Raw genomic sequence first — 22,466 nt, forward strand, 5'->3', positions numbered from 1 at the left:
GAACGGCGCGAGTGACTCCCAAGGGATGAGCGTGCTCGGTGTGGGCATCGACATCGTGTCGATCCCGGAGTTCGGCGAGCAGCTCCGGCAGCCGGGTACGACGTTCGCCGACCGGTTCACGGTCGGCGAGCGTCGGGACTCGGCCGCCGGGACCGGCGACGACGCCCGGCATCTGGCCGCCCGCTGGGCGGCCAAGGAGGCCGTCGTGAAGGCGTGGTCGGTGAGCCGCTTCTCGCGGTCTCCGCTGCTGCCGCTGATCCGACACAGCGACATCGAGGTCGTGACCGACACGTGGGGCCGTCCGGCCATCCGCCTGTCCGGCGAGATCGGCGAGCATCTGCGCGACACGACCGTGCACGTGTCGCTGACCCACGACGGGGACACCGCTGCGGCGGTGGCCATCCTCGAGGGCAGGTAGCCCGCACGGCTCTCAGACCGTCGTCGACTCCTCGAGCAGCAGATAGCCCGCGAGCATCCGCTTGAGTTCGGCGACGGTCTCGTCGTGGTCGTGGCCGTCCTGTACGGAGAAGCTCAGCAGCGAGTAGGCCGTGTGGACGAGCACCTGGGACATCATCTCGCGGCGTTCGCGCTGCGACGGCGTGAGCGGCGCGATGATCCGCGCGACCTGTTCGGCGAGCACCCGTTCGTTCAGCGACGCCGTGGCGCGGGTCGCCGGTGTCGACTGGACGGCCAGCCACACCGCCCGCCGCGACGGGTCGGTGCGCCACAGGGCCGCCAGGTGATCGAGGAACTTCTCGAGCAGGCTGGGCCACTCCAGGGACGGCACCTCCGAGGAGAACGCCGTGAGTTCCTCGCGGACGTCGACGGTGTCCTGGCGGTCCAGCTCGCACACGATGACGTACTTGTTCGCGAAGTACTGATAGAGCGTGCCGATGGGGACCTCGGCCCGGGTCGCGATCTCCTCGCAGGTCAGCGATTCGAACCCGACGTCGATCAACAGCTCGCGTGCTGCTTCGAGCATCGCCTGGAACTTGCGCTTGCTGCGTTCCTGAGTGGGCCGCTTGCGCGGCACCAGCGGTTCGGCGGACTCGGGCATCGGGGCCGGCTCAGACGGACAGGTCGCGGCGCAGCTTGGCGACGTGTCCGGTGGCCCGGACGTTGTACTGCGCGAGTTCGATCGTGCCGTCGGCGTCGACCAGGAACGTCGACCGGATGACGCCGGTGACGGTCTTGCCGTACATCTTCTTCTCCCCGAATGCGCCCCACTCGGTGAGCACCTTCTTCTCCGGGTCGCTGAGCAACGGGAACGTCAGGCCCTCGGCCTCGACGAACTTCGCCAGCTTCGCGGGCTTGTCGGGGGAGATGCCGAGGACCGCGATCCCGGCCTCGTTCAGCTCGCCGAGGTTGTCGCGGAAATCGCACGCCTGCTTGGTGCACCCCGGGGTGGCCGCTGCGGGATAGAAGTAGACGACGACCTTGCGGCCGGCGTAGTCCGACAACGAGACCGGGTCGCCGTTCGCGTCGGGCAGCGTGAACGACGGCGCCGTGTCGCCCACGGACAGTCGGGTGGTGGTCTCAGCCATGAGAGCCAGGCTAGTGCATGGCGACATGCCCGGATGCCGGGATGTCGTAGCATCGAGACGCTGCCATCTGGCGGTTCGTCCCCGGCGCCGAGAGGTCGTGCGGCGGCCGGGAAGTGAGAAGACCAACGAGAAGCGCCGGAAGGATGCAACGTGGCCGGAGATACCGAACGTATCGAGCAGGACATCGCCAAGGCCCGTGAGGACCTCGCCAGTACGCTCGACGCGCTGGCCGAGCGCGCCAACCCCCAGCGGCTCGCCGACGACGCCAAGTCGAAGGCTCTCGCGACACTGCAGACGCCTGCGGTGAAGTACGCACTCGCCGGGGTCGGCGCCCTGGTCCTGCTCGTCGTCGTCCGCAAGGTCGCCTCGCGATGACCCGCTGATCCAGCAATCGGCGGCGCGACCTCGTCCGCACGGGCCCGTCGAACGGCAGAAGCCGCTCCGACCAGGCGATTTCACTTCTGCCGCGGGGGTCCTGTAAGGTTCCATCTCGCACCGCCAAGCGCCATTAGCTCAATTGGCAGAGCAGCTGACTCTTAATCAGCGGGTTCGGGGTTCGAGTCCCTGATGGCGCACAGAGTACTCAAGACGCCTCGCATCGAGCGAGGCGTCTTGTGGCGTCTCAGACGGTTTCGACCGCGGCCGGTGGTCGATGAACGGCAGATGAACGTTCGGCGTTTCGGGTGCGCAACACGCCGCTCGAATGGATAACGGCCGAAGCGTTCGGTCCGATTTCTCGTACACTGGTCCGCGACATCGGGGTTCGGAATGTCCGTTTCGGATTCGGGGTGTGCAGTGTTCTCAAGGTTGCGAGGCAGCGTGACCGACCGGTTCGGGGTCGGGGCGTCGACAGGCGGGAGTGAGATGGGGATCGGTCGTACTCGGCGGATGCCGCTGATCATCAGCGGTGTGATGTTGGCAATCGTCGCGCTGGTGACGTCGTGCACGCAGGAGGCGTCGTACTCCGACAACGTCAGCAGTTCGAGTCTCTTCGACGATCTGCTCAAGCCGGGTCTCGAAATCACCGAGTGGGCCGAACGTCCCCTGAACGACAACGCCGTCGGCGTGCAGCCGGGTGCGCCCATCAAGGTGAAGACCAGTGAGGGCACCATCAGCCGGGTGCTGATCAAGAAGTCCGACGGCACCCCCGTCAAGGGCACCCTCGCCGACAACGACACGGTGTGGGTCAGCAACGAGGCCCTGGGCTACAACCGCACCTACACCCTGGAGACCGACGCGGTGGGCATCGGTGGTGCGGTCACCAAGAAGGTCACCTTCACCACGAGCAGCCCCAACAACCTGACGCAGGCGTATCTGACACCGAGTCCCGGCGAGACCGTCGGTATCGGACAGCCGGTCGCGGTGAAGTTCGACGAGCCGATCGCGGATCGTCGTGCGGCGCAGCGCGCCATCCGGATCACCACCGACCCTCCGGTCGAAGGGGCCTTCTACTGGATCAGCCCGAGCGAGGTGCGGTGGCGGCCGGCGGAGTACTGGAAGCCGGGCACCAAGGTGCGGGTCGCGGTCAACACCTACGGCATCGACCTGGGTGACGGCCTGTTCGGCCAGGAGAACGTGCGGACCAACTTCACCGTCGGACGCTCGATGATCGTCACGGCCGACGACAACACCAAGCAGGTCGTCTTCGAACGCGACGGCAAGGTCATCCGGACCATGCCGACGTCGATGGGCAAGGCCGGCGACGAGACCGACAACGGCATCTACCTGGTCTCGGACAAGCACGACCACATCATCATGGACTCATCGACGTACGGCGTGCCGGTCAATTCGTCGAACGGTTACCGCACCCCGGTCGACTACGCGACCCGGATGTCCTACAGCGGCATCTTCTTCCACTCCGCACCATGGTCGGTGTGGGCGCAGGGCAACACCAATACGAGTCACGGTTGTCTGAACCTGAGCCCGGAGAACGCGCTGTGGGTCATGGAGAACACCCTCCGCGGCGACCCGGTCATCGTGAAGAACACCACAGGCGGAACGTTGTCGGGCACCGATGGTCTCGGCGACTGGAACATCCCGTGGTCGGTGTGGCGCAAGGGCAACGCCGACAACGCCTGACGCTCAGCACGCCTTCGGACGCCACCGAACCGCACCGCGGTCGGTGGCGTCCGTGCGTCAGCGGGACCCGATGCGGAACGTGCGACTCGTCCCGGAGACGGGCCTCGTCGACCCGTTCGCATCGCGGCTGTCCCCGAAGTAGCGGATGCGGTGCATCCCGGACGCGTCCGTCGGCGACCGCCAGGTGATCGTGATCCGCGACGTGTCGGTGCTGCCGGCCGGGCGCGCCCACCGGAACTCCGTGGACCAGTCGTTGTCGTCGGCGACCGTCGTCCACTCGCTGCCGGTACGCCGCTGCACCTCGAGATAGGTCCGGCCGTGCCGGAAGTCGTTGTTGGGATGCGCGCCGACGAACTGCACGGTCACGGTCGAACCGGCGCGGTACGTGGCGTCGGGTTCACGCAGGACGTCGCCGTAGCGTCGGCCCGGTATCGGACGGTCGGCGGGGACCGGGGGCACCAGGTCGGGTTGCAGTGCGGACTTGTCGACCGGCGCCGGACCACGGCCGATCCGGCGTCCGGACGACATGGCCGCGGCGAGTGCGGCGAACTCTTGCAGGTAGGCGGGCAGGGTGTATCGCCCGAATTGAGTCTCGCCGCCTTCGTAGTGCTGCAGGTCGTATTCCTCGGGCGTCGTGACGTACTGGGTGTAGGCGTTCGCGAACCCCTGCACGAGGACGTTGTCGACGTCGGTCCGCAGTTCGCCGGCGACCACTTGACGCAGCCGCAGACCCGCGACGATGGTGACCTCGGCGGGTACGGCGACGAGCACGAGTTCGCCGATGCGCATGAGCTGCAGCGGCACCACCGACGGGATCCAGCCCGAGGGCGGCAGCAGACCGAGCGGGAACGCGATCAGCTTGGGCGCCTGCATGTCTCGCATCCACGGCGCGATCGGTGGGACGCGGTCTCCGCCGAGCGCGGTGACGAGGGGATTGGTCATGCCCTCGACGAGGAAGGGGAGCGGTTTCTCGTAGTTGTCCTCGCTGCTGGTGGCCACCGCGCCGGCGCCCATCATCGCGGGGGTGGTCGACGCCGGTCGGCCGTCGGGTGTGTAGGTACCGGAGATCCGGACCGCCGACATGTCGACGTACCGCACGATGGAGTCGACGCCGCCCCGGGTCATCGGACGGGCCGCCTCGAAGCCTCGCCGTCCGGCGATGTACTGACGCTCGCCGATGAGTTCGCAGTTGCGTCTGTTGTCCGATGTCGGTCCGCGCGGATCGAACTGCGCGAGTGCGAGGTTCGGCGTCATGTCGCCGGAGTTGGTCTGCGGGAAGGCGGCCACGAACCCGGGCTGGGTGCGCTCCCACAGGTGGCTCGCGTAACCTTTGTTGTCGCCGGCGATGAGGACGTTGCGGTCGGTGAGAGACGTGCCGTGTGTCGGGAACCAGGTGATGGCACCGACATCCCGGCCGCCGGAGGTGTCGTGCTGCCGCAGTCGTAGCACCGTGACCTGAGGGTCGATCGCATCGGGGAAGTGCCGCTTGTCTGCCGACGGGTTCGCGTCGAAGGCGACCCGGGATCGATTCCGGCTGGCGTTGTGCAATTCCTCGCGGCCGATCGTGACGCTGCCGGGCGCGAGATTCTCGTGCGCGCGAACGATCGCGGCGAACATGCCGTCGATCTCGGCGTCGTAGGAGTTCTTCTTGAACCCGAACGCGGCGAGCGAATACGCGTAGTCCCAGGACGTGCCGCCGCAGGAGGCGTGCGTGTGCTGTGCGTTCAGATTCACGTTCGATTCGGTGTACAAGGAGCCGAATCGGTTGCGCAGCTTGGCCATCAGGCCCATGTGGTGCGACTGGAACAGGCACGCGAGGTCGGCGGTCAGGAAGACGACGCGCCGCCCGGTGGCGGGATCGACGATGATGTAGGCCCGCGCCCAGCAACGCTGCAGGAGCCCGGCCGCGACCTGCTCGGGATTCGAATACCCCATCATGCCCTGGCCGGCGACCGCGCCGGTGACATCTCCGATGCCGCAGCCGACGAGGTAACTCGTCGACCCCGGGGGCGACGCGCCGGCCGGGGCGGCGGACAGGCCGGACCCGAGCCCGGCCGCGGCGGCGGTCGCCGCGGCACCGGCCATCAACTGTCTGCGCGTGAGGTCCACGTGCCGTCCTTCCGGGCGTAGGACGACACCGGCAGACGTGCGATGTCATCGCGGCACACACCCTGACGGCGCGGCCGTGTGGTCGAGATCAGTTCAGGCGTCGAACTCAGTCGTTGTCGTCGCCGCCCGGGATCCCGATGATGAACCCGATCCCGATGATGATGCACGAGATCAGGGCAACGGCAGGCATGACCCAGTAGGAAGGCATGTGGTGAACGTTACTGCGAGGCATGCCCATGCGCCCGGCTTCGAGGACTTTCGGGGACGAAGGTCCCCGGTGGTGTCGAGGCCGAAGTCTGCCGGTCAGACATCCAGCCCGGACAGGGCGTCGGCGAGATAGTCGTCCTCGGCGCCGTTGCCGGGTAGTTCGAGCGCGCGGCGGTACGCGATCGCCGTGCCGCGGTCGTCGCCCAGTTCGCTCAGCGTGAGGGCGCGGGCGATGTGAAAGGGCCGGAACCGGTCGAGCTGTGTGTCCGACTGCAACTGATCGAGCATCGCGATACCGCGCGCCGGGCCGTACGCGCGTCCGACGGCGACTGCGCGACCGACGCGCACCACGGGTCCGGGATCGTGCACTTCGAGTAGTCGGTACAGGACGGCGATCTGGGCCCAGTCGGTCTCGTCCGGGGTGGCTGCCTCGGCGTGCACGGCCGCGATCGCCGCCTGGATCGTGTACAGACCGGCGTCTGGTTGTGCCGCAGCGTGTTCGGCGAGCGCGATGCCCTCGGCGACGAGGGTCCGGTCCCAGAGCCGGCGATCCTGGTCATCCAGCGGAACCGGTCGGCCGTCGGAGTCGAGCCGAGCCGGCCGGCGGGACTGGGTGAGCAACAGAAGGGCGAGCAGTCCGGTCGTCTCGGCGTTGGGGAGCAGTGCGCGCAAGGTCCGAGCGAGGGCGACGGCCTCGTCGGTGAGGTCGTCGCGGATGTGCGCGTCACCGGTCGAGCGCGCGAACCCCTCGGAGAACAGCAGGTAGATGACCCGCAGGACCCCGCCGAGTCGACGGGGGAGGTCGCCCTCGCGCGGCGGCGCGAACGGAACACCCAGCGCGCCGATCCGTCTCTTGGCGCGCACGATTCGCTGCTGGGTCGTCGGTACCGGGATCAGCAGCGCATGCGCGACCTCCGCGGTGGTCAGCCCGGCGACGAACCGAAGGGTGAGCGCGATCCGGTCCTCGGCGCGGAGCACGGGATGGGTGCAGGCGAAGAACATGCCGAGGCGTTCATCGGGCAACCCCGGTGGCGGTGCCTCAGCCGGGTCTGCGAACTCCGCAGGCGTGGAGGCACGTTCGGTCTCGGTGTGCAGCCGGGCCAGTTTCCCGTCGAGGACGGACTCACGCCGCACCACGTCGAGCGCCTTGCGTTTGGCCGTCGTCGTCAGCCATGCCTCCGGTGAATCCGGGACTCCGGTACGCGACCAGGTGATCAGGGCCTGCGCGATCGCGTCCTGCAACGCGTCCTCCGCGAGGTCGAGATCGCCGAACTTCTTCGTGAGCGTGGCGAGTACACAAGAACGGACGTCGCGATCGACGGCCGACACCGCCCGGCGGACCACGGACCCTGCGGAATCCGTGGCCGCCGAACGGTGTGAATTGTTCGTCATCGCTCAGTACGGTGCGAGCGGCCGGATCTCGACATGGCCGCCGGGCGCCGAACCGGGGCTGCGGCGGGCCCACTCGATCGCCTCGTCGACATCGGCGACGTCGATGACATAGACCCCGCCGACGAACTCCCGGACTTCCGCGAACGGCCCGGACGACGCGACCACCCGCTCGCCGCTGTCGTCGGTGTGCACCACCGCGCGCTCGTCCTCCAGCGCGAAGGAGTTGACGACGACCCCGGCCTTCGTGATCTCCTCGTCGAACGCGAAGAACTCTTCGGGGCTGGCGCCGCCGTCCTCACCACACGCCGGATCGTTGACATGTCCCATGAGCAGCAATGCGTACTTCATCGTTCCTCCAGTCTCGGCCGACTGATGTGGCCATGATGCCGAACCGGATCGGTCCGACACCATGGTGACGTACGGCGATTCCGGATATCGACAGCGCTGCGGAAAGAGATTCGGGACATGAGACGTAGCGCGCGAACGACGTCAACGACATGGTCCTGTGGGAGCAGACAAACGCCGAATGAGATTGACGAACAACTCGGTCGAGGAACCCACACCGGGCGACGGCGCGGACTACGATCCACAGATCGACACCGCAGCCGACGACGCACCGCCCACCCTTCCGCCCCCGGGCGAGCCGTCCTCTACTCATTCCGGAGGCGCCCCGCTCGGCGGCCCCACCCACGAAGACGCCGCCCAACTCGAACAGGTGCTCAACGACGACTTCCAGTTCGATCTGACCGGCGATGAGCTAGAAGCGGTCAGACGCTGGCAGGGTACGGACCGCTTCTACCAGCGCGTACAGATGCGGATGCGCGAACAACTTGGGGAGTTCGACGACGACGAAGCCGATCACGTGGGGTTCACGGACCCCGGCAGCGCCCCGGTGCTCCTGCGAGTGCTAGCCACACGAGGAACACGAGCCCTGTGAGTGCCACCGGTGGGCCACCCGGAGCTTGCGAATCAGCGAGAACTCCTGCTTGGAGCGTCCGCGCTGTACATTGTGGGTGTACAGGCCACTGAAGAAGGACTGACCGAAGTGACCGTGGAAGTGAGGTGAGCGTGATGTCCAACGAACGACTCTGGGACGATTCCGCGTTCACCCCTGTCGGACGAACCCCGCAGCCTCCCGCCTCACTGGACGCGCTCCTCGCCGACCTCGGCCTGGGACGCGCCGACGAGCGCGAACGCCGCCACGCTCTGAGTGACTGGCTCGCGAACCATGAACCGTCGAAGCGCCTCGTCCGAAGTTTCGAGCGTCGCGGGTACGGCGACCTCATAAGCGGCTGAGACCTTCTCCCACGCGCGCAACCCAGCGGGTGCGTGCGTCGAACGTCGATGTTGGGGATACCGTGCGGCAGCTACGGCGGCCATCACCCAGACGCTGGTCCACCGGGTGCCGGGAATCTTAGAACCAGGCCCACGTGTGGTGTCATCCGGATCGCTCTGATGCACAGCGTGTTGCATCACGGCCACGAAAAAGCCCCGCCTGCGGATCGCAGACGGGGCTTCGTCGGGGTGGATGACGGGACTCGAACCCGCGACAGCCAGGATCACAACCTGGTGCTCTACCAACTGAACTACATCCACCATCGGCGTCGGAAACCTGGGCGTCAGCGCCGGGTCTCAGAGCCATCAACACTCTAGCGGGTCGGTGCCGCAGAACTCCAATCGGTAACCCGACCTGCGTGTTCATGCGGGGCCGAGGTCTTTGACGATCTCGGCGAGGGTATCGGTGTCCGGGCCGGGGGCGGGCACGAACGCCGCGGCCCGGTAGTAGCGGAGTTCCCGGATCGACTCGCGGATGTCCGCGAGGGCCCGGTGCGCGAGCCCCTTCTCGGGCTGGCCGAAATAGACCTTGGGGTACCAGCGCCGGCACAATTCCTTGATCGAGCTGACGTCGACCATGCGGTAGTGCAGGTAGGCGTCGAGTTCGGGCATGTCCCGCGTGATGAATCCACGGTCGGTACCGATCGAGTTGCCCGCGAGGGGGACCGCGCCGGCTGTGGTCACATGCTTGCGGACGTAGTCGAGCACCAGCTTCTCGGCTTCGGCGAGGGTGACGGTGGACGCCCGCACCTCCTCGGTGAGACCCGAGGCCGCATGCATCTTGGTCACCACGTCGGGCATCGACGCCAGCGCCTCGTCGTCGGCGTGGATCACGACGTCGACGCCGTCGCCGAGGATGTTGAGGTCGCCGTCGGTCACCAGGGCCGCGATCTCGATGAGTTTGTCCGACTCGAGTCGGAGTCCGGTCATCTCGCAGTCGATCCACACCAGTTTGTCCTGCACCCGACAACCTTAGCCAACCTCGCGCGCGAATCCGTGGGACATCGGCCCCCGAGGTCTATTGTGTGCTCGTGACCGAAGCCTCCAGTCCGGCGCAGCACATCGCCGCCGGATACGCGTTCAGCACCGCCGCACTCGAACTGGGCGCCGTCTCGGTGGCGGGGCAGGTGGATCCCGCGGCGAAGGTCCGAATCCCGCTGTCGATGATGAACCGGCACGGTCTCGTCGCCGGCGCGACCGGGACGGGAAAGACCAAGACGCTGCAGCTCATCGCCGAGCAACTGTCGAGCAACGGCGTTCCTGTCGTCATGGCCGACATCAAGGGCGACCTGTCCGGACTCAGCCGAGCGGGCGTGGGCAACGACAAGATCGCCGAACGCTCCCACCAGACCGGCGACGACTGGCAACCGGCAGCGCACCCGGTCGAGTTCGTCTCGCTGGGTGCGGAGGGAATCGGGGTACCGATCCGTGCGACCATCACCTCGTTCGGGCCGATCCTGCTCAGTAAGGTGTTGGGGCTCAACGCCACCCAGGAGTCGACGCTGGGCCTCATCTTCCACTGGGCGGACAAGAAGGCCTTGCCGCTTCTCGATCTGAAGGATCTGCGGTCGGTCATCGCCTTCCTCACCAGCGACGAGGGCAAGGCCGAACTGAAGGGGATCGGCGGGGTGTCGCGGCAGACCGCCGGCGTGATCCTGCGGGCGCTGTCGAATCTCGAGGCCGACGGCGGTGACACGTTCTTCGGCGAACCCGAGATCGATCCCGCCGACCTCATCCGGACGGCGCCCGACGGACGCGGCATCATCACGTTGTTCGAGCTCGGTACCCAGGCGGCCCGCCCCGCGCTCTTCTCGACCTTCCTCATGTGGATTCTGGCCGATCTGTTCGAATTTATGCCGGAGGTGGGCGACCTCGACAAACCAAAGCTGGTCTTCATCTTCGACGAATCGCATCTGCTGTTCGACGATGCGTCGAAAGCCTTTGTGGACCAGGTCGTCCAGACGGTGAAACTGATCCGGTCGAAGGGCGTCGGCGTGTTCTTCTGCTCCCAGCTGCCGACGGACATCCCGAAAGAAGTGTTGTCCCAGCTGGGTGCCCGGATCCAGCACGCGCTGCGGGCCTTCACCCCTGACGACCAGAAGGCGCTGCGTACGACGGTCAAGACCTACCCAGTGTCGGAGGTCTACGACCTCGAGCAGGTGCTGACCTCTCTCGGTACGGGCGAGGCGGTCGTGACCGTGCTGTCCGAGCGCGGTGCGCCGACCCCGGTCGCGTGGACGGTGGTCCGAGCGCCCCGGTCGGCGATGGAGGCCATCGGCGCCGACGTCGTCACCTCGGCGGCGAAAGCCGGGCCGTTGTACGCGAAGTACGGCACGCCCATCGACCGCGAGTCGGCGTACGAGATCCTGGCCGCGAACACCCTCGCACCGGGGGAGCCCGCCGACGCACCGGCACCCGTGCCGCCGACGCCCGCCCCGGAGCCGATGCCGGAGGAGCCGGGGCTCCTGACCGAGGTGCTCACGAGCAAGCCGATGCAGAGTTTCCTGCGATCGGCGGCGAGCGCGGCCGGACGTGAGTTCAGTCGCGCGATCTTCGGCACGGGGCGTCGCCGGCGGCGCTGAACGGCGCCCAGGCGATACCTACTCCGCGCTGAACTTGCGGTAGAACCCACCGACGATCGGGGCCACCACCCCGCGCGGTGTGTACCCGCCGGCCACCGACATCGCCTTGGACAGGGTGCCGGGCACGACGCGCATCTTGTTGTGCGCCAACGCGTCCAGACTCATCTCGGCGACCTTGGCCGAGGAGTGCCACAGGAAGTCCGGGACGACCTTGTCGACGATGGACGCCTCGTCCGGGGTGGGAGTGTGCGTGCGGACCGGGCCGGGCGCGAGCAGGGTGACATGCACGCCCTGCCCGGACACCTCGCCGCGCAGGGACTCGCTGAAGCTGTTCACGAAGGCTTTCGATGCCGCGTACGTCGCGTTGTTGGGAATCGGCATGTTTCCGGCGGCCGACCCGACCATCAGGATGCCGCCCGAGCCGCGCCTGACCATCTGCGGGAGCACCGCCAGAGTGAGGTCGTGGACGGCGTTGATGTTGAGGCGGACCTGCGCGCGTTCGTAGTCGGCGTCGAGGTCGGCGACCGGTCCGAAGGTCGCGATGCCCGCGTTGTTGCAGAGGATCGAGATCTCGCGGCCCGCGAACTCGGCGGCGAGCACTTCCACCTTCGTCGGGTCCGACAGGTCGACCGCGCGGACCTCGACCGAGACCTCGTGTGCCGTGCGGAGTTCGCCGGCGAGTTCCTCGAGAAGGTCGCCCCGGCGGGCGACGAGGATGACCGAATGACCCCGGGCGGCCAGCGCGCGTGCGAGTTCCCGCCCGATCCCGGACGAGGCCCCGGTGACGACGGCACGGGCGGTGGCGGAGGGCGGCGGTACCGGCATGTCGCAATGGTAGCCGCCGCCTCTCGCGCCGAGGCCGAGCGTCAGTCGATGCCGGCGGCGACCTCGGTGCCCTGCCGGATCGCGCGCTTGGCGTCGAGCTCGCCGGCGTAATCGGCCCCGCCGATCACATGCGTCGTGACCCCGGCCAGCGTCAACGGATCGACCAGATCGCGTACCGACTCCTGGCCCGCGCAGATCACCACGTTGTCGACCTCGAGCACGCGGGTGTCGGTGACGTTGCCCTCGTCGTCGCGGAAGCTCAGATGCAGCCCCTGGTCGTCGATCTTGTCGTAGGTGGCGCCGCTGATCTGCTCGACACCCTTCATCTTCATCGTCGCGCGATGGACCCATCCGGTGGTCTTGCCGAGGGACTTGCCCTGCTTACCGACCTTGCGCTGGACCAGGTAGACCTGACGCACCGGCGGAAGCGGCCGCGGCTTGGTGACGAAGCCGGGCTTCTCCGGATCCTCCGTCACGCCCCATTCCTGTTCCCACTCTTTGAGATTCATCGTCGGCGACTCGTCGGTGGTGAGGAACTCGCTGACGTCGAAACCGATGCCGCCGGCACCGATCACGGCCACGCGCTTGCCGATCTCCCGATGTCCGAGCACGGCGTCGGCGTACGACATCGCCATCGGGTGATCGACGCCGGGGAAGCTCGGGATGCGCGGCACGACGCCGGTCGCGACGATCACGTCGTCGAACTTCTCGGCGATGATCTGCTCGGCGTCGGCGCGGGTGTTCAGCCGGACCTCGATACCGAGCACCTCGATCTGACGGGTGAAGTAGCGGATCGTCTCGCTGAACTCCTCCTTGCCGGGAATGCGTGCGGCGATGGAGAACTGGCCGCCGATGGAGTCGCCGCCCTCGAACAGGGTGACCTTGTGGCCGCGCTTGGCGCCGGCGACGGCGGCCGACAGGCCGGCCGGGCCCGCGCCGATCACGGCGAGGCGCTTGGCCTTTCGCGTCGGACCCAGGATGAGCGTGGTCTCGCGTCCCGCGATCGGGTTCACCAGGCACGACACGTGTTTGCCGACGAAGGCGTGGTCGAGGCAGGCCTGGTTGCAGCCGATGCAGGTGTTGATCTCGTCGGAGCGACCCTCGCGGGCCTTGTTCGCCAGGTGGGGATCGGCGAGGAACGGCCGGGCCATCTGGATGGCGTCGACGCGTCCGTTCGCGAGGATCTCCTCGCCGAGTTCCGGGGTGTTGATGCGGTTGGCCGCGATCAGCGGGATCGAGACCTCGTCGCGGAGCCGTTCGGTGAACTTCACGAACGCGCCGCGCGGCACCGAGGTGACGATGGTGGGAACCTGGGCCTCATGCCAGCCGATGTCGGTGTTGATGGCGTCGACGCCGTACTGCTCGGCCTTGCGAGCCATCAGCGCGACCTCGTCCCAGGTCTGTCCCTTGCGGATCAGGTCGGCGATCGACTGACGCAGGATCACCGGGTAGTCGCGGGGGACCTGACGGCGGATCTCCTTGATGACCTCGACCAGGAAACGCTGGCGGTTCTCGGTGTTGCCGCCCCATTTGTCGGTGCGGTCGTTGGTGTGGGGGCAGAGGAACTGGTTGATGAGGTAGCCCTCGCCGCCCATGATCTCGATGGCGTCGTAGCCGGCCTTGCGTGCCAGCTTGGCGGACTGCCCGAACGACCTGATGACGTGGCGGATGATCGGCTCGGTCATCTTCAGATGCTTGAAGGGGTGGATCGGCGACGGATCGGTGCCGGGAGCGACCTTGAACGGCGTGTATCCGTAGCGGCCGGCGTGGATCAGCTGCATCGCGATCTTGCCGCCCTCGTCGTGCACGGCCTTGGTCACGCGCTTGTGGCGGGTCATGTCGACGACGTTGGTCATCTTGCCGCCGGCGAAGGCGAGCAAACCCGTCCGGCTGGTGCCGAAGCCGCCGGTGATGATCAGTCCCGCACCGCCTTTGGCGCGTTCGGCGAAGTACGCGGCCAGCTTGTCGGTGTCCCAGAACCGGTCCTCGAGACCGGTGTGCATCGAACCCATGACCAGTCGGTTCTCGATGGTCATGCCGCCGATCTGCAGGGGCGTGAACAGGTGCGGATAGTGCTGGTTCGGTTGTGCCGTCGGGGCTGACATGGCGCGACCTTTCATCTCGGTGAACCTGGGTGGACGGATTGGCGGTATCGAAGGTGTTGCGGGACTGGCGAACTCAGCTCTGGGTCAATTCCCGTTCGAGTCCGTGGATGACCTCGTCGCACCATTCGATGTATCCCTGCTCCTGGCGGATACCGCCGCGGAGGACGAGGTACTGGTGCAGCTTGCGGCCGGTGAGCGTGTCGGGATCGGGGTAGTAGTCGGCCTGGAAGCCGGTGTAGAGCTTCAGTTGCGCGAGGTGCTCGTCGCGGTGGGCCTTGAGTTCGCCGATGATGGCGGCGAGGTCGCCGAACTCCGCGGCCCGCAGCTTCACGCCGATGTCGCTGCGGAGCGGTTGCAGTGGGGTCGGACTCATCGCCCAGTCGGCCAGGGCGTCGCGCCCGGCATCGGAGATCGTGTAGACCTTCTTGTCCGGACGACCGTCCTGGCTGATCGACTCGACGCTGACCAGTTCGTCGTCGAGGAGCTTCTTCAGCGTCCGGTAGATCTGCTGGTGCGTGGCTGACCAGAAGTAGCCGATGCTGCGGTCGAATTGTTGACCGATCTCATAGCCCGTTCCCGGTCGCTCGGCCAGCGACACCAGAATCGCGTGTTCGAGCGCCATGAGAGCAAGCTAACACTGCAACAACGCACTATGCAACAAGGTGTATATGAGTCGAGTTGCATATGCCGTCCGTGCAGCATCGGCGGAGGAGACCCGAAGTGAGGCGTCGTCAGCATCCGTGCCGCACACTGTTCGGCATGGGTGAACCGGAGACGAGGTCTCGGAATCTGCTGTCCTGGAAGCTGACCGACAACGCGGTCGTGGCACCGGAGGAACGGCTGACCTGGCCTCGGACGGTCAGCATCGGCCTGCAACACGTGGTCGCCATGTTCGGCGCGACCTTCCTCGTCCCGGTGCTGACCGGGTTCCCACCGTCGACGACGCTGTTCTTCTCCGGCGTCGGCACGATCCTGTTCCTGCTGATCACCCGCAACCGCCTGCCCAGTTACCTGGGTTCGAGTTTCGCCATCATCGCGCCGGTGACGGCCGCCGTCGCCTCCGACGGGGCGTCGTCGGCGCTCGGCGGGCTCGTGGCGGTCGGCGCTCTGCTCGTCGTCATCGGGCTCATCAGTCATTTCGCGGGTGTGCGATGGATCGAGACCCTGATGCCACCCGTCGTGACCGGCGCGATCGTTGCGTTGATCGGGCTCAATCTGGCGCCGGCGGCCAAGAACAACTTCGTCGCCGATCCCGTCCTGGCGACGATCGTGCTGGTGCTGCTGGTGGCCTCCGCGGTGCTGTTCCGCGGGCTGCTCGGTCGCCTGGCGATCTTCCTGAGCGTCGTGGCCGGATATGTCCTCGCGCTGATCCTCGACCGGATCGACAGCGACAACGACTACATCGACACCTCCGCCATCGGCGACGCTGCCTGGATCGGACTGCCCGACTTCCAGACGCCCACGTTCGACCTGGGTGTCCTGCCGTTGTTCCTGCCCGTGGTGCTGGTGCTCGTCGTCGAGAACATCGGCCACGTGAAGTCGGTCGCGATGATGACCGGCAAGGACTACGACGCGACCATGGGTCGGGCGCTGGCCGCGGACGGCGTGGCCACGATGCTGGCCGGCAGCGGCGGTGGGTCGGCCACGACGACCTACGCCGAGAACATCGGTGTGATGTCGGCGACCAAGGTGTACTCGACGGCGGCCTACTGGGTGGCCGGCGGCGCGGCGATCCTGCTCGGACTGTCGCCCAAGGTCGGCGCCGTGATCGCCGCGATCCCCCCTGGCGTGCTCGGCGGTGTCACGACCGCGCTCTACGGTCTGGTCGGTGTCATCGGCGTCCAGATCTGGGTGACCAACAAGGTCGACTTCTCCAAGCCGATCAACCAGTTCACCGCGGCGATCCCACTCATCATCGGCATTGCCGACTACACCTGGCAGGTCGGCGACCTCGTGTTCGCCGGCATCTCGCTGGGCTCGGTCGCGGCACTGGTCATCTATCACTCCATGCGCCTCATCGGCGGGTGGCGGGGGACGGTGGACGTCGGCCGGACGGGCACTCACCACGGCGACGCATAGGTGTCCGACCGACGAACCTCAACTCGACTGATGGACTTCGATCGAGGTCCAGGAGTCGAGTTGAGGTTCGCAGGTGGACGGTCGCGAGGGGACCGGGATGGAACAGACGACTACTCGGAAGCCTGGCGTGTGTTCGAGTCGCGGCTCACCACGGCAGCCGTAGCGGGATGTCGGGAATCGGCCCCGGCAGGTCGATGTCCCCGTCGGCGCGATCGTTGACGAGATAGAGCCACCACAGGGGAGCGGGTGCGCCGACCGGTGGCGGGAGTTCGGCGACGTCGGGCTTGCGAGGGACGTAGAGGTCGGGTTCGGCGCCGACGATGACCTTCACCATGTTCTGGAAGGCCGTGGATTCCGTGTCGTTCCAATAAGCACCGTGGGTGACCAGACCCCCGTCGACTGTGCGCTCGTCGAGCTCGACTGTGCCGGTGTCGAGCCTGATCACGCCGGGCGCGGTGTCGGGGTCGTGGCCGTGCGGGTTCCCGGGAAAGGACTGGACGTAGTGGATCGGGTCGCCCGGGAAGGTCAGCGAGTATCGATCCACGCCGTCGGGATGCGGGGTGTCGTAGATGCCGGTGCCCGCCGACGACGCGTAGATGACGCGGTCGGGGGACAAGCCGAGTTGTTCGGCCGAGCCCACGACCGACCCGCCGTAGCTGTGACCGATGTAGGTGGTGGTCGCACCGGGTGCGAGGTGCGCGATCTCGGCGTCGAGTTCGGAACCGAACAGCTCCAGGCGGTGCGCCATGGCTGCGGCGAAGCTCGGACTCGCCGCCGCGCGGAGGTCGGGCGGGAGGTCGCCGTCGAGGTAGAGGAACACCGGGCCGCCGGTGCGTGCCGCGAGTTCGGTTGCGGCCGTGCGGTTGTGGCCGACAGCGGTGTCGAGGTCCGTACCGGTCCCGGGGACGTAGGTCGTCGTGTTCGGGGTGCCGGGCGGCAGCGATCCGATCATCTCGACCATGCGTCCGCGCGGAGTGTTGACGAAGGTGATGAAGGTCCGCTCGACGAGTCCGTCGTCGCCGCGGGGTTTCTCGTCGGCGATCGGGTCGGGGCTGGGCTCGAGGAGTCCGCGCAGGGTCCGAGCTCTTCGGCCGTGCCCGCGACCGGCCGCGATCTCGTCGAGAAGTGCGTTGCGGATGTTGATCTCGTTGGCCTGGGCGCGGATCGCGAACGGGACGCCCGGTAGGTTCCCGACGACGTGCGGGTCGGCCTGCACCAGGCGTCGGACGTCGTCGGCACCCATCTGTTCGATGACGTCGCGGACCTGGGTCGGCGTGAGCGTCTCCAGCATGCGGACGGCCTGATCCGCGTCCATCTCGGCGCCGCCGGGCAGTGTGACGTCGGGTTGACCCGCCGTCATCGACGCGAGGTCGGCCGCGAAGGTCTCGAGTCGTGCACCGTAGCGCTCGTCGAGGGCGTCGACGGTGTCGAGAGCCTCGGCGATGGATTCCGCGAGAAGGGCGGCCTGGCCGTCGAATTCGTGCTCTGGATGTGTCACCTCGCCGTCGTCGAAGACGGTGAAGCCCAGCCCCTCGGCTCCCCGGACGACACCAAGGGCGAAGTCGCGGGCGTAGCCGAGGTCGGCGGCGGCATCGGTGGCCTCGTCGGCGATCATCTGCACCACGTTGCGGACCTCGCCGGCATGATCGTGTTCCGCCCAGATGGCGTGGTGCGCAGCATCGTGCGTGCCGCCCGACCACCTCGAGGCGTTGTCGAAGGCACGCACTGCGCGACCGATGCCGGTGTCGATGCGCTCGGCGAGCGTCGAGGCAGCGGACCCGGCGGCGGCGATCGACTGCGGATCCCACGCGCGGAGCTGGGAGAGGGTGGGTCGCATCAGCGGTTCCGGAGCGAGCGGAACCGGGTGCCCGACCGCGCGTCGGCGTCTGCCGTCGTCGCGTCGAACGCCCGCAGCATCTGGCTCATCGTCGTCAGGCGTTCACCGATGGAGTCCACCGCCAGCCGTGCGGGTCCGATCGTGGCGGCGAGGGCACGCACGACGCGACTCGAGGGTCCGAGCGCCGCGCCGACGGCCTCGACATCCGCGGCGTGGATCGCGATCGCGGCGGCCCGCCAGGTGCGCGCGATGCCCTCGACCTCGGCGGGATCGACACCGAACAGCGATGTCTCTGAACCCGTCTGGTCTCGTCGACCAGGTGACAGCGGCGGGAAACCGGACAAGGAGCGGGGGAGCGTCATGATCCTCCAGGGAGTCGCGACCCACCGAGGTGTGGGGCAGGACTATGACGCACGGCGTGCCCTGAACGGTTCCCGATCCACTTCGAGCGGTCGGCGACAGGCACATGACGTGCCCCCGGCAGGACTCGAACCTGCGACCTAGGGATTAGAAGGCCCTTGCTCTATCCACCTGAGCTACGGAGGCTGACCGGCGAGCGTGACGTGGCGCACGAGCGGCCGGGCAGAGAGAGTCTACGACACCGTCGTCGCTATGCCGTGCGCCACGGCGGGCCACGTCGAATTGGGATTACGTCAGTGGCCGGTCCTACAGTTGGAGGATGACCCGCACGTCGACGCCCGCCTCCGCGGAGCAGCATCGCGACGCGATGAACGAACCGCGCGGCGTCGTCACCGCGATCCTGTGGGCATCGGGTTGGCTCGCCGCGATCGTCGCCGTCGCCGTCACCGCGATCTCCGCGGCGTCGGCGCTCCGGTTGACCGGTGTGCCCGATCCGGGGCCGCTGACCACCTACGGCGCACCTGCTCTGACCGCGATCGGCGAGTTCGCCGCGGCGATCGCGCTCGGGTCGGCCGTGTTCGCCGCGTTCTTCGTGCCGCCCCAGGCGAGCGGCGTCCTCGACGTCGGGGGTTACCGCGCCATCCGGATCGCGGCGGCGAGCGCGCTGACGTGGTCGGTCTCCGCTCTGCTGTCGATGCCGTTCTCGGCGTCGGAGGTCAGTGGGGCGCCGCTGGCGGAGGCGATCCGCCCGGCGAACCTGCTGACCGCCTACGGCCAGGTCGCGGAGGTGCGCACCTGGTTCTGGACCGCGGTGTTCGCACTGGTCGCGGCCATCATCGCCCGGATGACCCTGCACTGGGGTCCGACCATCGCGGTCATCGCGTTCTCCGTGTTCAGCCTGATGCCGTCCGCGCTCGCGGGCCACTCCTCGTCGGGTGGCAACCACGACGTCGCCACCAACAGCCTGATCCTGCACATCATCGGCGCGACCCTGTGGCTCGGCGGTCTCGCCGCGGTCGTGGTCTACGCCCTCGCCGACGGACGATGGCGTGCCCTGGCGGTGCGCCGGTTCTCGCGCGTCGCGTTCTGGTGCATCCTCGTCGTGGGGGCCAGCGGTGTCGTCAACGCCCTGGTGCGGGTGCCGCTCGGCGACCTGTTCACCGACACCTACGGCCGTCTGGTCGTGGCCAAGGTGGTGGCCCTGGTCGTGCTCGGCGGACTCGGCGCGTGGCATCGTCGTGTCACCATCGCCCAACTGGACGCCGACGACAAGCCGTCGCTGTTCGTCCGCTTCGGACTGGTCGAACTCGCCGTGTTCGCCGCGACCTTCGGCCTGGCCGTCGGCCTGAGCCGTACGCCGCCTCCACTCGTGGACACCACCCAGATCTCGGCGACCGAGAACGCGATCGGTTACGACCTCGACGGGCCGCCGACGTTCGTCCGCCTTCTCACCGAGTGGCGCTTCGACCTGATCTTCGGGCTCGCGGCGATCGTGCTCGCCGTCGTGTATCTCCGGGGAGTCATCCGCCTGAGGCGCCGGGGTGATGCCTGGCCGGTCGGTCGCACCGTCGCGTGGCTCCTCGGGTGTCTGCTGCTGTTGCTGGCGACGTCATCGGGATTGGGCCGCTACGCCCCGGCGATGTTCAGCATCCACATGATCGCGCACATGCTGCTGTCGATGATGGTGCCGGTCCTGCTGGTGCTTGGTGGCCCGGTCACGCTCGCCCTGCGGGCACTGCCGCCGGCCGGTCGGGGCAATCCGCCGGGCCCGCGCGAGTGGATTCAGCTGGGCGTGCACTCGGCGCCGTCCCGGATCCTGACGCATCCGCTGATCGCCGCGGTCATGTTCGTCGGCAGCTTCTACGTTCTCTATCTCGGCGGTCTGTACGAGTCCGTGGTTCAGTACCACGCGGCGCACCTGTTGATGAATCTGCACTTCCTGATCAGCGGCTACATCTTCTACTGGCTGGTGATCGGCATCGACCCGGCCCCGCGTCAGGTGTCACCCGTGGCAAAGCTGGGCCTCGTGATGGCCTCGATCCCGTTCCACGCGTTCTTCGGCATCGCCCTCATGATGACGACCGCGGTCATCGCCGAGACCTACTACCGCGGGCTCAATCTCCCGTGGAACTACGGCCTCTTCGACGACCAACGTGTCGGGGGCGGAATAGCCTGGGCCGCAGGCGAGATCCCCCTGGTGGTGGTCCTGCTCGCGCTGTTCGTGCAGTGGCAGCGCAGCGATACGAAGCTGGCGCGACGCTTCGACCGCAACGCGGACCGCGACCACGACGCGGACCTCGGCAGCTACAACGAGATGTTGAAGGAACTCAACAAGCGCGGTTGAGCGGCAACAGGTCTCAGCCGGACCCCGTCGACACCGTGCATACCGACGACCCGGCCTGGATCAAGGCGCCGGTGTGCAGGGGATCGAAGCCGAAATCGGCAGCGGTGCGGCCGGTCGCAGTGATCAGCTCTGGGGGACACCGGAAGCTCGTCACGAGTTCGCCTGCGGCGGCAAGCTGGTCGACGATGGCCACGGTGAACTCGTTGATCGCGGTCCGGACCGGACCGAGATCGGACGTCGCAGGTGGAGCAGTCTGCCCAGGCAGCCGCCACTGCGCAAACAGTCCGCGTTGGACGGTCTTGCTAGCCTCGATCTGATTGCGGAACACACCGCGTACGTAGGCGGGGTCGAGACCGCGGTCGGTGGCCAGCTGCGACACGGTGTCGAGGACCACCTGTTCGCGCGCCGGGTCGTCGATGGCCGCGCCGGACGCCCATTTCGTCGCGGCGACGGTGTCAGCCAGTGCGAGCCGGCCCGCGATCGCCTCGGTCAGACCGGTCAATGTCGGCGAAGCGACCGGCGCAGCGCCTGCGAGGGGCGGGGCAACCAGCATTGTTGCCGCTGAGATGAGACCTACCAGGAGCCTTCGGATGCGCACCCTGCGAAGTGTATGGGCGGCGAGCGTCAGGTGCATCGCGATCTGTGGGTAACCCGTCGAGTTCTCCACAGTCGTGCGGCCTCGACGGTTGACGGCCCCGCTGCGGGTGATGCTGGTGCGGCCACACCTTCCCGTGGCCGACAACCGTAGGAGACGACCATGTTTGAGACGTACACGACCGTCATCGGAACCGTAGTGTCCGATCCCCGTCGGCGGCAGACGACCACCGGGGAGGACGTGATCTCCTTCCGCGTGGCGTGCACGTCGCGCCGCATCGACAAGAGCACCGGCGAGTGGTCGGACGGACCCACGTTGTATCTCACGGTCAGCTGCTGGCGGCGTCTGCTGACCGGCGTCGGCCTGGCGATCGCGAAGGGGCGGCCGGTGATCGCGCACGGTCAGATCAAGACCAACGAGTACCCGTCGGCGGACGGCTCACGTCGCTCCGATCTCGAGATGACGGCCGTGGCCGTCGGACTCGACCTGAGTCGCTGCGTCGTCACGTATCGGGGCACGCCCGCCCAGGGGCGCGCGGCCGACGCACCGGTCGTCGCGACTGCGCCCGAGTCCCGCGAGTCGGCGGCGTGAACGCACGATCGTGGGGTCGAGCCGACTACAACTCAATCCGAACGGTTCCGGACCAGTCGCCAGTGGTTCTTGCCGTCGGCACGACGATAGGCGAGTTCGTCGAGGACGTTGATCGCGATGGCCAGGCCGCGGCCACGCTCGGCGAAGTCGTCGGGCAGGCTCACGGCGTCGAGATCGACGCGGGCGGGACTGCCGTCGTCGGAGTAGCGGGCTTCGATCCGGTCCGGTGCGACCTCCAGCTCGAGGCGCAGGGTGACGGTTGCGCCGTCCCCGGCGTGTTCGATGATGTTGGCGCCGATCTCGGCCACGGCGAGCTCGAACTGCATCGCGTCCATGTCGTCGATGGGGCACTCCGCGAGGAGATCGGCGAGGAGTGCGTGGATGTGGTCCATGGTCTCGAGCGAGGTGATCTCCTCGAGGGTGCGGGTCGCGGTGTTCTCGGTCATCGCCGGGTCCTCGATCTCTGGGTGAGTGGGACGGGT

General features: G+C 67.6%; 22 protein-coding genes and 3 tRNA genes. 10 read left to right on the plus strand and 15 right to left on the minus strand.

The annotated features are described in order from the left end of the window. Nucleotides 1-25 precede the first annotated feature (25 nt). Nucleotides 26-418, plus strand: a complete 393-nt coding sequence (locus FFS52_RS07240; RefSeq protein WP_055474732.1) for a holo-ACP synthase — start codon at nucleotides 26-28, stop codon at nucleotides 416-418. Nucleotides 419-430: 12 nt separating this feature from the next. Here FFS52_RS07240 and FFS52_RS07245 read toward each other — a convergent pair whose 3' ends face one another. Together FFS52_RS07245 and bcp are read right to left on the minus strand one after the other, a co-directional pair. After that, the gene (locus FFS52_RS07245) at nucleotides 431-1,057 is read right to left on the minus strand and encodes a TetR family transcriptional regulator (protein WP_055474733.1); all 627 of its coding nucleotides are present in this window, start codon (nucleotides 1,055-1,057) and stop codon (nucleotides 431-433) included. A gap of 10 nt (nucleotides 1,058-1,067) precedes the next feature. Further along, complete coding sequence (gene bcp / locus FFS52_RS07250; RefSeq protein WP_055474734.1) at nucleotides 1,068-1,544, minus strand: thioredoxin-dependent thiol peroxidase; 477 nt, start codon at nucleotides 1,542-1,544, stop codon at nucleotides 1,068-1,070. Nucleotides 1,545-1,694: 150 nt separating this feature from the next. On the opposite strand from bcp, the gene FFS52_RS07255 reads away from it, so the two are divergent. From FFS52_RS07255 to FFS52_RS07265, 3 genes are all read left to right on the plus strand, one after another. After that, the gene (locus FFS52_RS07255) at nucleotides 1,695-1,919 is read left to right on the plus strand and encodes a DUF3618 domain-containing protein (RefSeq protein WP_058250014.1); all 225 of its coding nucleotides are present in this window, start codon (nucleotides 1,695-1,697) and stop codon (nucleotides 1,917-1,919) included. A gap of 127 nt (nucleotides 1,920-2,046) precedes the next feature. Continuing rightward, a tRNA-Lys gene (locus tag FFS52_RS07260) sits at nucleotides 2,047-2,119 on the plus strand. Nucleotides 2,120-2,432: 313 nt separating this feature from the next. Further along, nucleotides 2,433-3,623, plus strand: coding sequence for an Ig-like domain-containing protein (locus FFS52_RS07265; protein WP_058250283.1), 1,191 nt, complete (start codon nucleotides 2,433-2,435; stop codon nucleotides 3,621-3,623). A 57-nt stretch (nucleotides 3,624-3,680) separates the two neighbouring features. Here FFS52_RS07265 and FFS52_RS07270 read toward each other — a convergent pair whose 3' ends face one another. From FFS52_RS07270 to FFS52_RS07280, 3 genes are all read right to left on the minus strand, one after another. Further along, nucleotides 3,681-5,732 carry a neutral/alkaline ceramidase gene (locus FFS52_RS07270; protein WP_137809295.1) on the minus strand — a complete coding sequence of 684 codons (2,052 nt, stop codon included), beginning with the start codon at nucleotides 5,730-5,732 and terminating at the stop codon, nucleotides 3,681-3,683. 303 nt (nucleotides 5,733-6,035) lie between these two features. Further along, entirely contained in the window at nucleotides 6,036-7,331 is a 1,296-nt protein-coding gene (locus FFS52_RS07275; protein ID WP_137809296.1) for a DUF6596 domain-containing protein, read from the minus strand. Nucleotides 7,332-7,334: 3 nt separating this feature from the next. Then, on the minus strand, nucleotides 7,335-7,679 hold the full coding sequence (locus FFS52_RS07280; RefSeq protein WP_137809297.1) for a YciI family protein: 345 nt from the start codon (nucleotides 7,677-7,679) through the stop codon (nucleotides 7,335-7,337). Between the two features lie 178 nt (nucleotides 7,680-7,857). Here FFS52_RS07280 and FFS52_RS07285 point away from each other — a divergent pair, with 178 nt between their 5' ends. Then, nucleotides 7,858-8,268, plus strand: coding sequence for a hypothetical protein (locus FFS52_RS07285; protein ID WP_137809298.1), 411 nt, complete (start codon nucleotides 7,858-7,860; stop codon nucleotides 8,266-8,268). Between the two features lie 134 nt (nucleotides 8,269-8,402). After that, nucleotides 8,403-8,627 carry a hypothetical protein gene (locus FFS52_RS07290; RefSeq protein ID WP_137809299.1) on the plus strand — a complete coding sequence of 75 codons (225 nt, stop codon included), beginning with the start codon at nucleotides 8,403-8,405 and terminating at the stop codon, nucleotides 8,625-8,627. Nucleotides 8,628-8,854: 227 nt separating this feature from the next. Here FFS52_RS07290 and FFS52_RS07295 read toward each other — a convergent pair. Next, a tRNA-His gene (locus FFS52_RS07295) sits at nucleotides 8,855-8,927 on the minus strand. A gap of 102 nt (nucleotides 8,928-9,029) precedes the next feature. After that, nucleotides 9,030-9,629, minus strand: coding sequence for an oligoribonuclease (gene orn / locus FFS52_RS07300; protein WP_137809300.1), 600 nt, complete (start codon nucleotides 9,627-9,629; stop codon nucleotides 9,030-9,032). 68 nt (nucleotides 9,630-9,697) lie between these two features. Between orn and FFS52_RS07305 the strand changes: the two genes are divergently transcribed. Continuing rightward, nucleotides 9,698-11,248, plus strand: coding sequence for a helicase HerA-like domain-containing protein (locus FFS52_RS07305; protein ID WP_137809301.1), 1,551 nt, complete (start codon nucleotides 9,698-9,700; stop codon nucleotides 11,246-11,248). Between the two features lie 18 nt (nucleotides 11,249-11,266). On the opposite strand, the gene cmrA is transcribed toward FFS52_RS07305, so the two are convergent. The 3 genes from cmrA to FFS52_RS07320 form a co-directional block, all read right to left on the minus strand. Further along, nucleotides 11,267-12,073 carry a mycolate reductase gene (gene cmrA, locus FFS52_RS07310; RefSeq protein ID WP_137809302.1) on the minus strand — a complete coding sequence of 269 codons (807 nt, stop codon included), beginning with the start codon at nucleotides 12,071-12,073 and terminating at the stop codon, nucleotides 11,267-11,269. A gap of 41 nt (nucleotides 12,074-12,114) precedes the next feature. Next, a complete protein-coding gene (locus tag FFS52_RS07315) occupies nucleotides 12,115-14,178 on the minus strand; it encodes an NADPH-dependent 2,4-dienoyl-CoA reductase (RefSeq protein WP_137809303.1) in 2,064 nt (687 codons plus the stop codon). Between the two features lie 73 nt (nucleotides 14,179-14,251). After that, entirely contained in the window at nucleotides 14,252-14,800 is a 549-nt protein-coding gene (locus FFS52_RS07320; protein ID WP_137809304.1) for a PadR family transcriptional regulator, read from the minus strand. A 137-nt stretch (nucleotides 14,801-14,937) separates the two neighbouring features. On the opposite strand from FFS52_RS07320, the gene FFS52_RS07325 reads away from it, so the two are divergent. Beyond that, on the plus strand, nucleotides 14,938-16,257 hold the full coding sequence (locus FFS52_RS07325) for a solute carrier family 23 protein (RefSeq protein ID WP_137809305.1): 1,320 nt from the start codon (nucleotides 14,938-14,940) through the stop codon (nucleotides 16,255-16,257). A gap of 145 nt (nucleotides 16,258-16,402) precedes the next feature. On the opposite strand, the gene FFS52_RS07330 is transcribed toward FFS52_RS07325, so the two are convergent. The 3 genes from FFS52_RS07330 to FFS52_RS07340 form a co-directional block, all read right to left on the minus strand. Beyond that, on the minus strand, nucleotides 16,403-18,094 hold the full coding sequence (locus FFS52_RS07330; RefSeq protein WP_137809306.1) for a hypothetical protein: 1,692 nt from the start codon (nucleotides 18,092-18,094) through the stop codon (nucleotides 16,403-16,405). Next, a complete protein-coding gene (locus FFS52_RS07335; protein ID WP_137809307.1) occupies nucleotides 18,094-18,456 on the minus strand; it encodes a hypothetical protein in 363 nt (120 codons plus the stop codon). The genes FFS52_RS07330 and FFS52_RS07335 overlap by 1 nt, the downstream gene beginning before the upstream one ends. A gap of 110 nt (nucleotides 18,457-18,566) precedes the next feature. Then, nucleotides 18,567-18,640 (minus strand) — tRNA-Arg (locus tag FFS52_RS07340). A 133-nt stretch (nucleotides 18,641-18,773) separates the two neighbouring features. Here FFS52_RS07340 and FFS52_RS07345 point away from each other — a divergent pair. After that, nucleotides 18,774-20,798: a cytochrome c oxidase assembly protein gene (locus FFS52_RS07345; protein WP_137809308.1), complete on the plus strand. Its 2,025-nt coding sequence runs from the start codon at nucleotides 18,774-18,776 to the stop codon at nucleotides 20,796-20,798. A 13-nt stretch (nucleotides 20,799-20,811) separates the two neighbouring features. On the opposite strand, the gene FFS52_RS07350 is transcribed toward FFS52_RS07345, so the two are convergent. Further along, nucleotides 20,812-21,396 carry a chorismate mutase gene (locus tag FFS52_RS07350; protein ID WP_137809309.1) on the minus strand — a complete coding sequence of 195 codons (585 nt, stop codon included), beginning with the start codon at nucleotides 21,394-21,396 and terminating at the stop codon, nucleotides 20,812-20,814. 159 nt (nucleotides 21,397-21,555) lie between these two features. Between FFS52_RS07350 and FFS52_RS07355 the strand changes: the two genes are divergently transcribed. Continuing rightward, nucleotides 21,556-21,984 (plus strand): single-stranded DNA-binding protein, encoded by a 429-nt coding sequence (locus FFS52_RS07355; protein ID WP_137809310.1) that lies wholly within the window; start codon nucleotides 21,556-21,558, stop codon nucleotides 21,982-21,984. A 32-nt stretch (nucleotides 21,985-22,016) separates the two neighbouring features. Here the strand turns inward: FFS52_RS07355 and FFS52_RS07360 are convergent, their stop codons facing one another. Continuing rightward, complete coding sequence (locus tag FFS52_RS07360) at nucleotides 22,017-22,430, minus strand: ATP-binding protein (protein ID WP_137809311.1); 414 nt, start codon at nucleotides 22,428-22,430, stop codon at nucleotides 22,017-22,019. Nucleotides 22,431-22,466 lie beyond the last annotated feature (36 nt).

Origin of the sequence: Gordonia sp. ALPHA1B1 (assembly GCF_005502615.1) — a bacterium.
In the GTDB taxonomy this organism is placed as follows: Bacteria; Actinomycetota; Actinomycetes; order Mycobacteriales; family Mycobacteriaceae; genus Gordonia; species Gordonia hongkongensis.

What these genes read in the sequence shown, in the direction of transcription:
- FFS52_RS07245 (WP_055474733.1), bottom strand. Translation starts at nt 1,057, where the DNA reads ATGCCCGAGTCCGCCGAACCGCTGGTGCCGCGCAAGCGGCCCACTCAG.
- FFS52_RS07240 (WP_055474732.1), top strand. Translation starts at nt 26, where the DNA reads ATGAGCGTGCTCGGTGTGGGCATCGACATCGTGTCGATCCCGGAGTTC.
- FFS52_RS07265 (WP_058250283.1), top strand. Translation starts at nt 2,433, where the DNA reads ATGCCGCTGATCATCAGCGGTGTGATGTTGGCAATCGTCGCGCTGGTG.
- cmrA (WP_137809302.1), bottom strand. Translation starts at nt 12,073, where the DNA reads ATGCCGGTACCGCCGCCCTCCGCCACCGCCCGTGCCGTCGTCACCGGG.
- FFS52_RS07315 (WP_137809303.1), bottom strand. Translation starts at nt 14,178, where the DNA reads ATGTCAGCCCCGACGGCACAACCGAACCAGCACTATCCGCACCTGTTC.
- FFS52_RS07335 (WP_137809307.1), bottom strand. Translation starts at nt 18,456, where the DNA reads ATGACGCTCCCCCGCTCCTTGTCCGGTTTCCCGCCGCTGTCACCTGGT.
- FFS52_RS07345 (WP_137809308.1), top strand. Translation starts at nt 18,774, where the DNA reads ATGACCCGCACGTCGACGCCCGCCTCCGCGGAGCAGCATCGCGACGCG.
- FFS52_RS07275 (WP_137809296.1), bottom strand. Translation starts at nt 7,331, where the DNA reads ATGACGAACAATTCACACCGTTCGGCGGCCACGGATTCCGCAGGGTCC.
- FFS52_RS07285 (WP_137809298.1), top strand. Translation starts at nt 7,858, where the DNA reads ATGAGATTGACGAACAACTCGGTCGAGGAACCCACACCGGGCGACGGC.
- FFS52_RS07290 (WP_137809299.1), top strand. Translation starts at nt 8,403, where the DNA reads ATGTCCAACGAACGACTCTGGGACGATTCCGCGTTCACCCCTGTCGGA.
- FFS52_RS07330 (WP_137809306.1), bottom strand. Translation starts at nt 18,094, where the DNA reads ATGCGACCCACCCTCTCCCAGCTCCGCGCGTGGGATCCGCAGTCGATC.
- FFS52_RS07355 (WP_137809310.1), top strand. Translation starts at nt 21,556, where the DNA reads ATGTTTGAGACGTACACGACCGTCATCGGAACCGTAGTGTCCGATCCC.
- FFS52_RS07320 (WP_137809304.1), bottom strand. Translation starts at nt 14,800, where the DNA reads ATGGCGCTCGAACACGCGATTCTGGTGTCGCTGGCCGAGCGACCGGGA.
- FFS52_RS07325 (WP_137809305.1), top strand. Translation starts at nt 14,938, where the DNA reads ATGGGTGAACCGGAGACGAGGTCTCGGAATCTGCTGTCCTGGAAGCTG.
- FFS52_RS07360 (WP_137809311.1), bottom strand. Translation starts at nt 22,430, where the DNA reads ATGACCGAGAACACCGCGACCCGCACCCTCGAGGAGATCACCTCGCTC.
- FFS52_RS07280 (WP_137809297.1), bottom strand. Translation starts at nt 7,679, where the DNA reads ATGAAGTACGCATTGCTGCTCATGGGACATGTCAACGATCCGGCGTGT.
- bcp (WP_055474734.1), bottom strand. Translation starts at nt 1,544, where the DNA reads ATGGCTGAGACCACCACCCGACTGTCCGTGGGCGACACGGCGCCGTCG.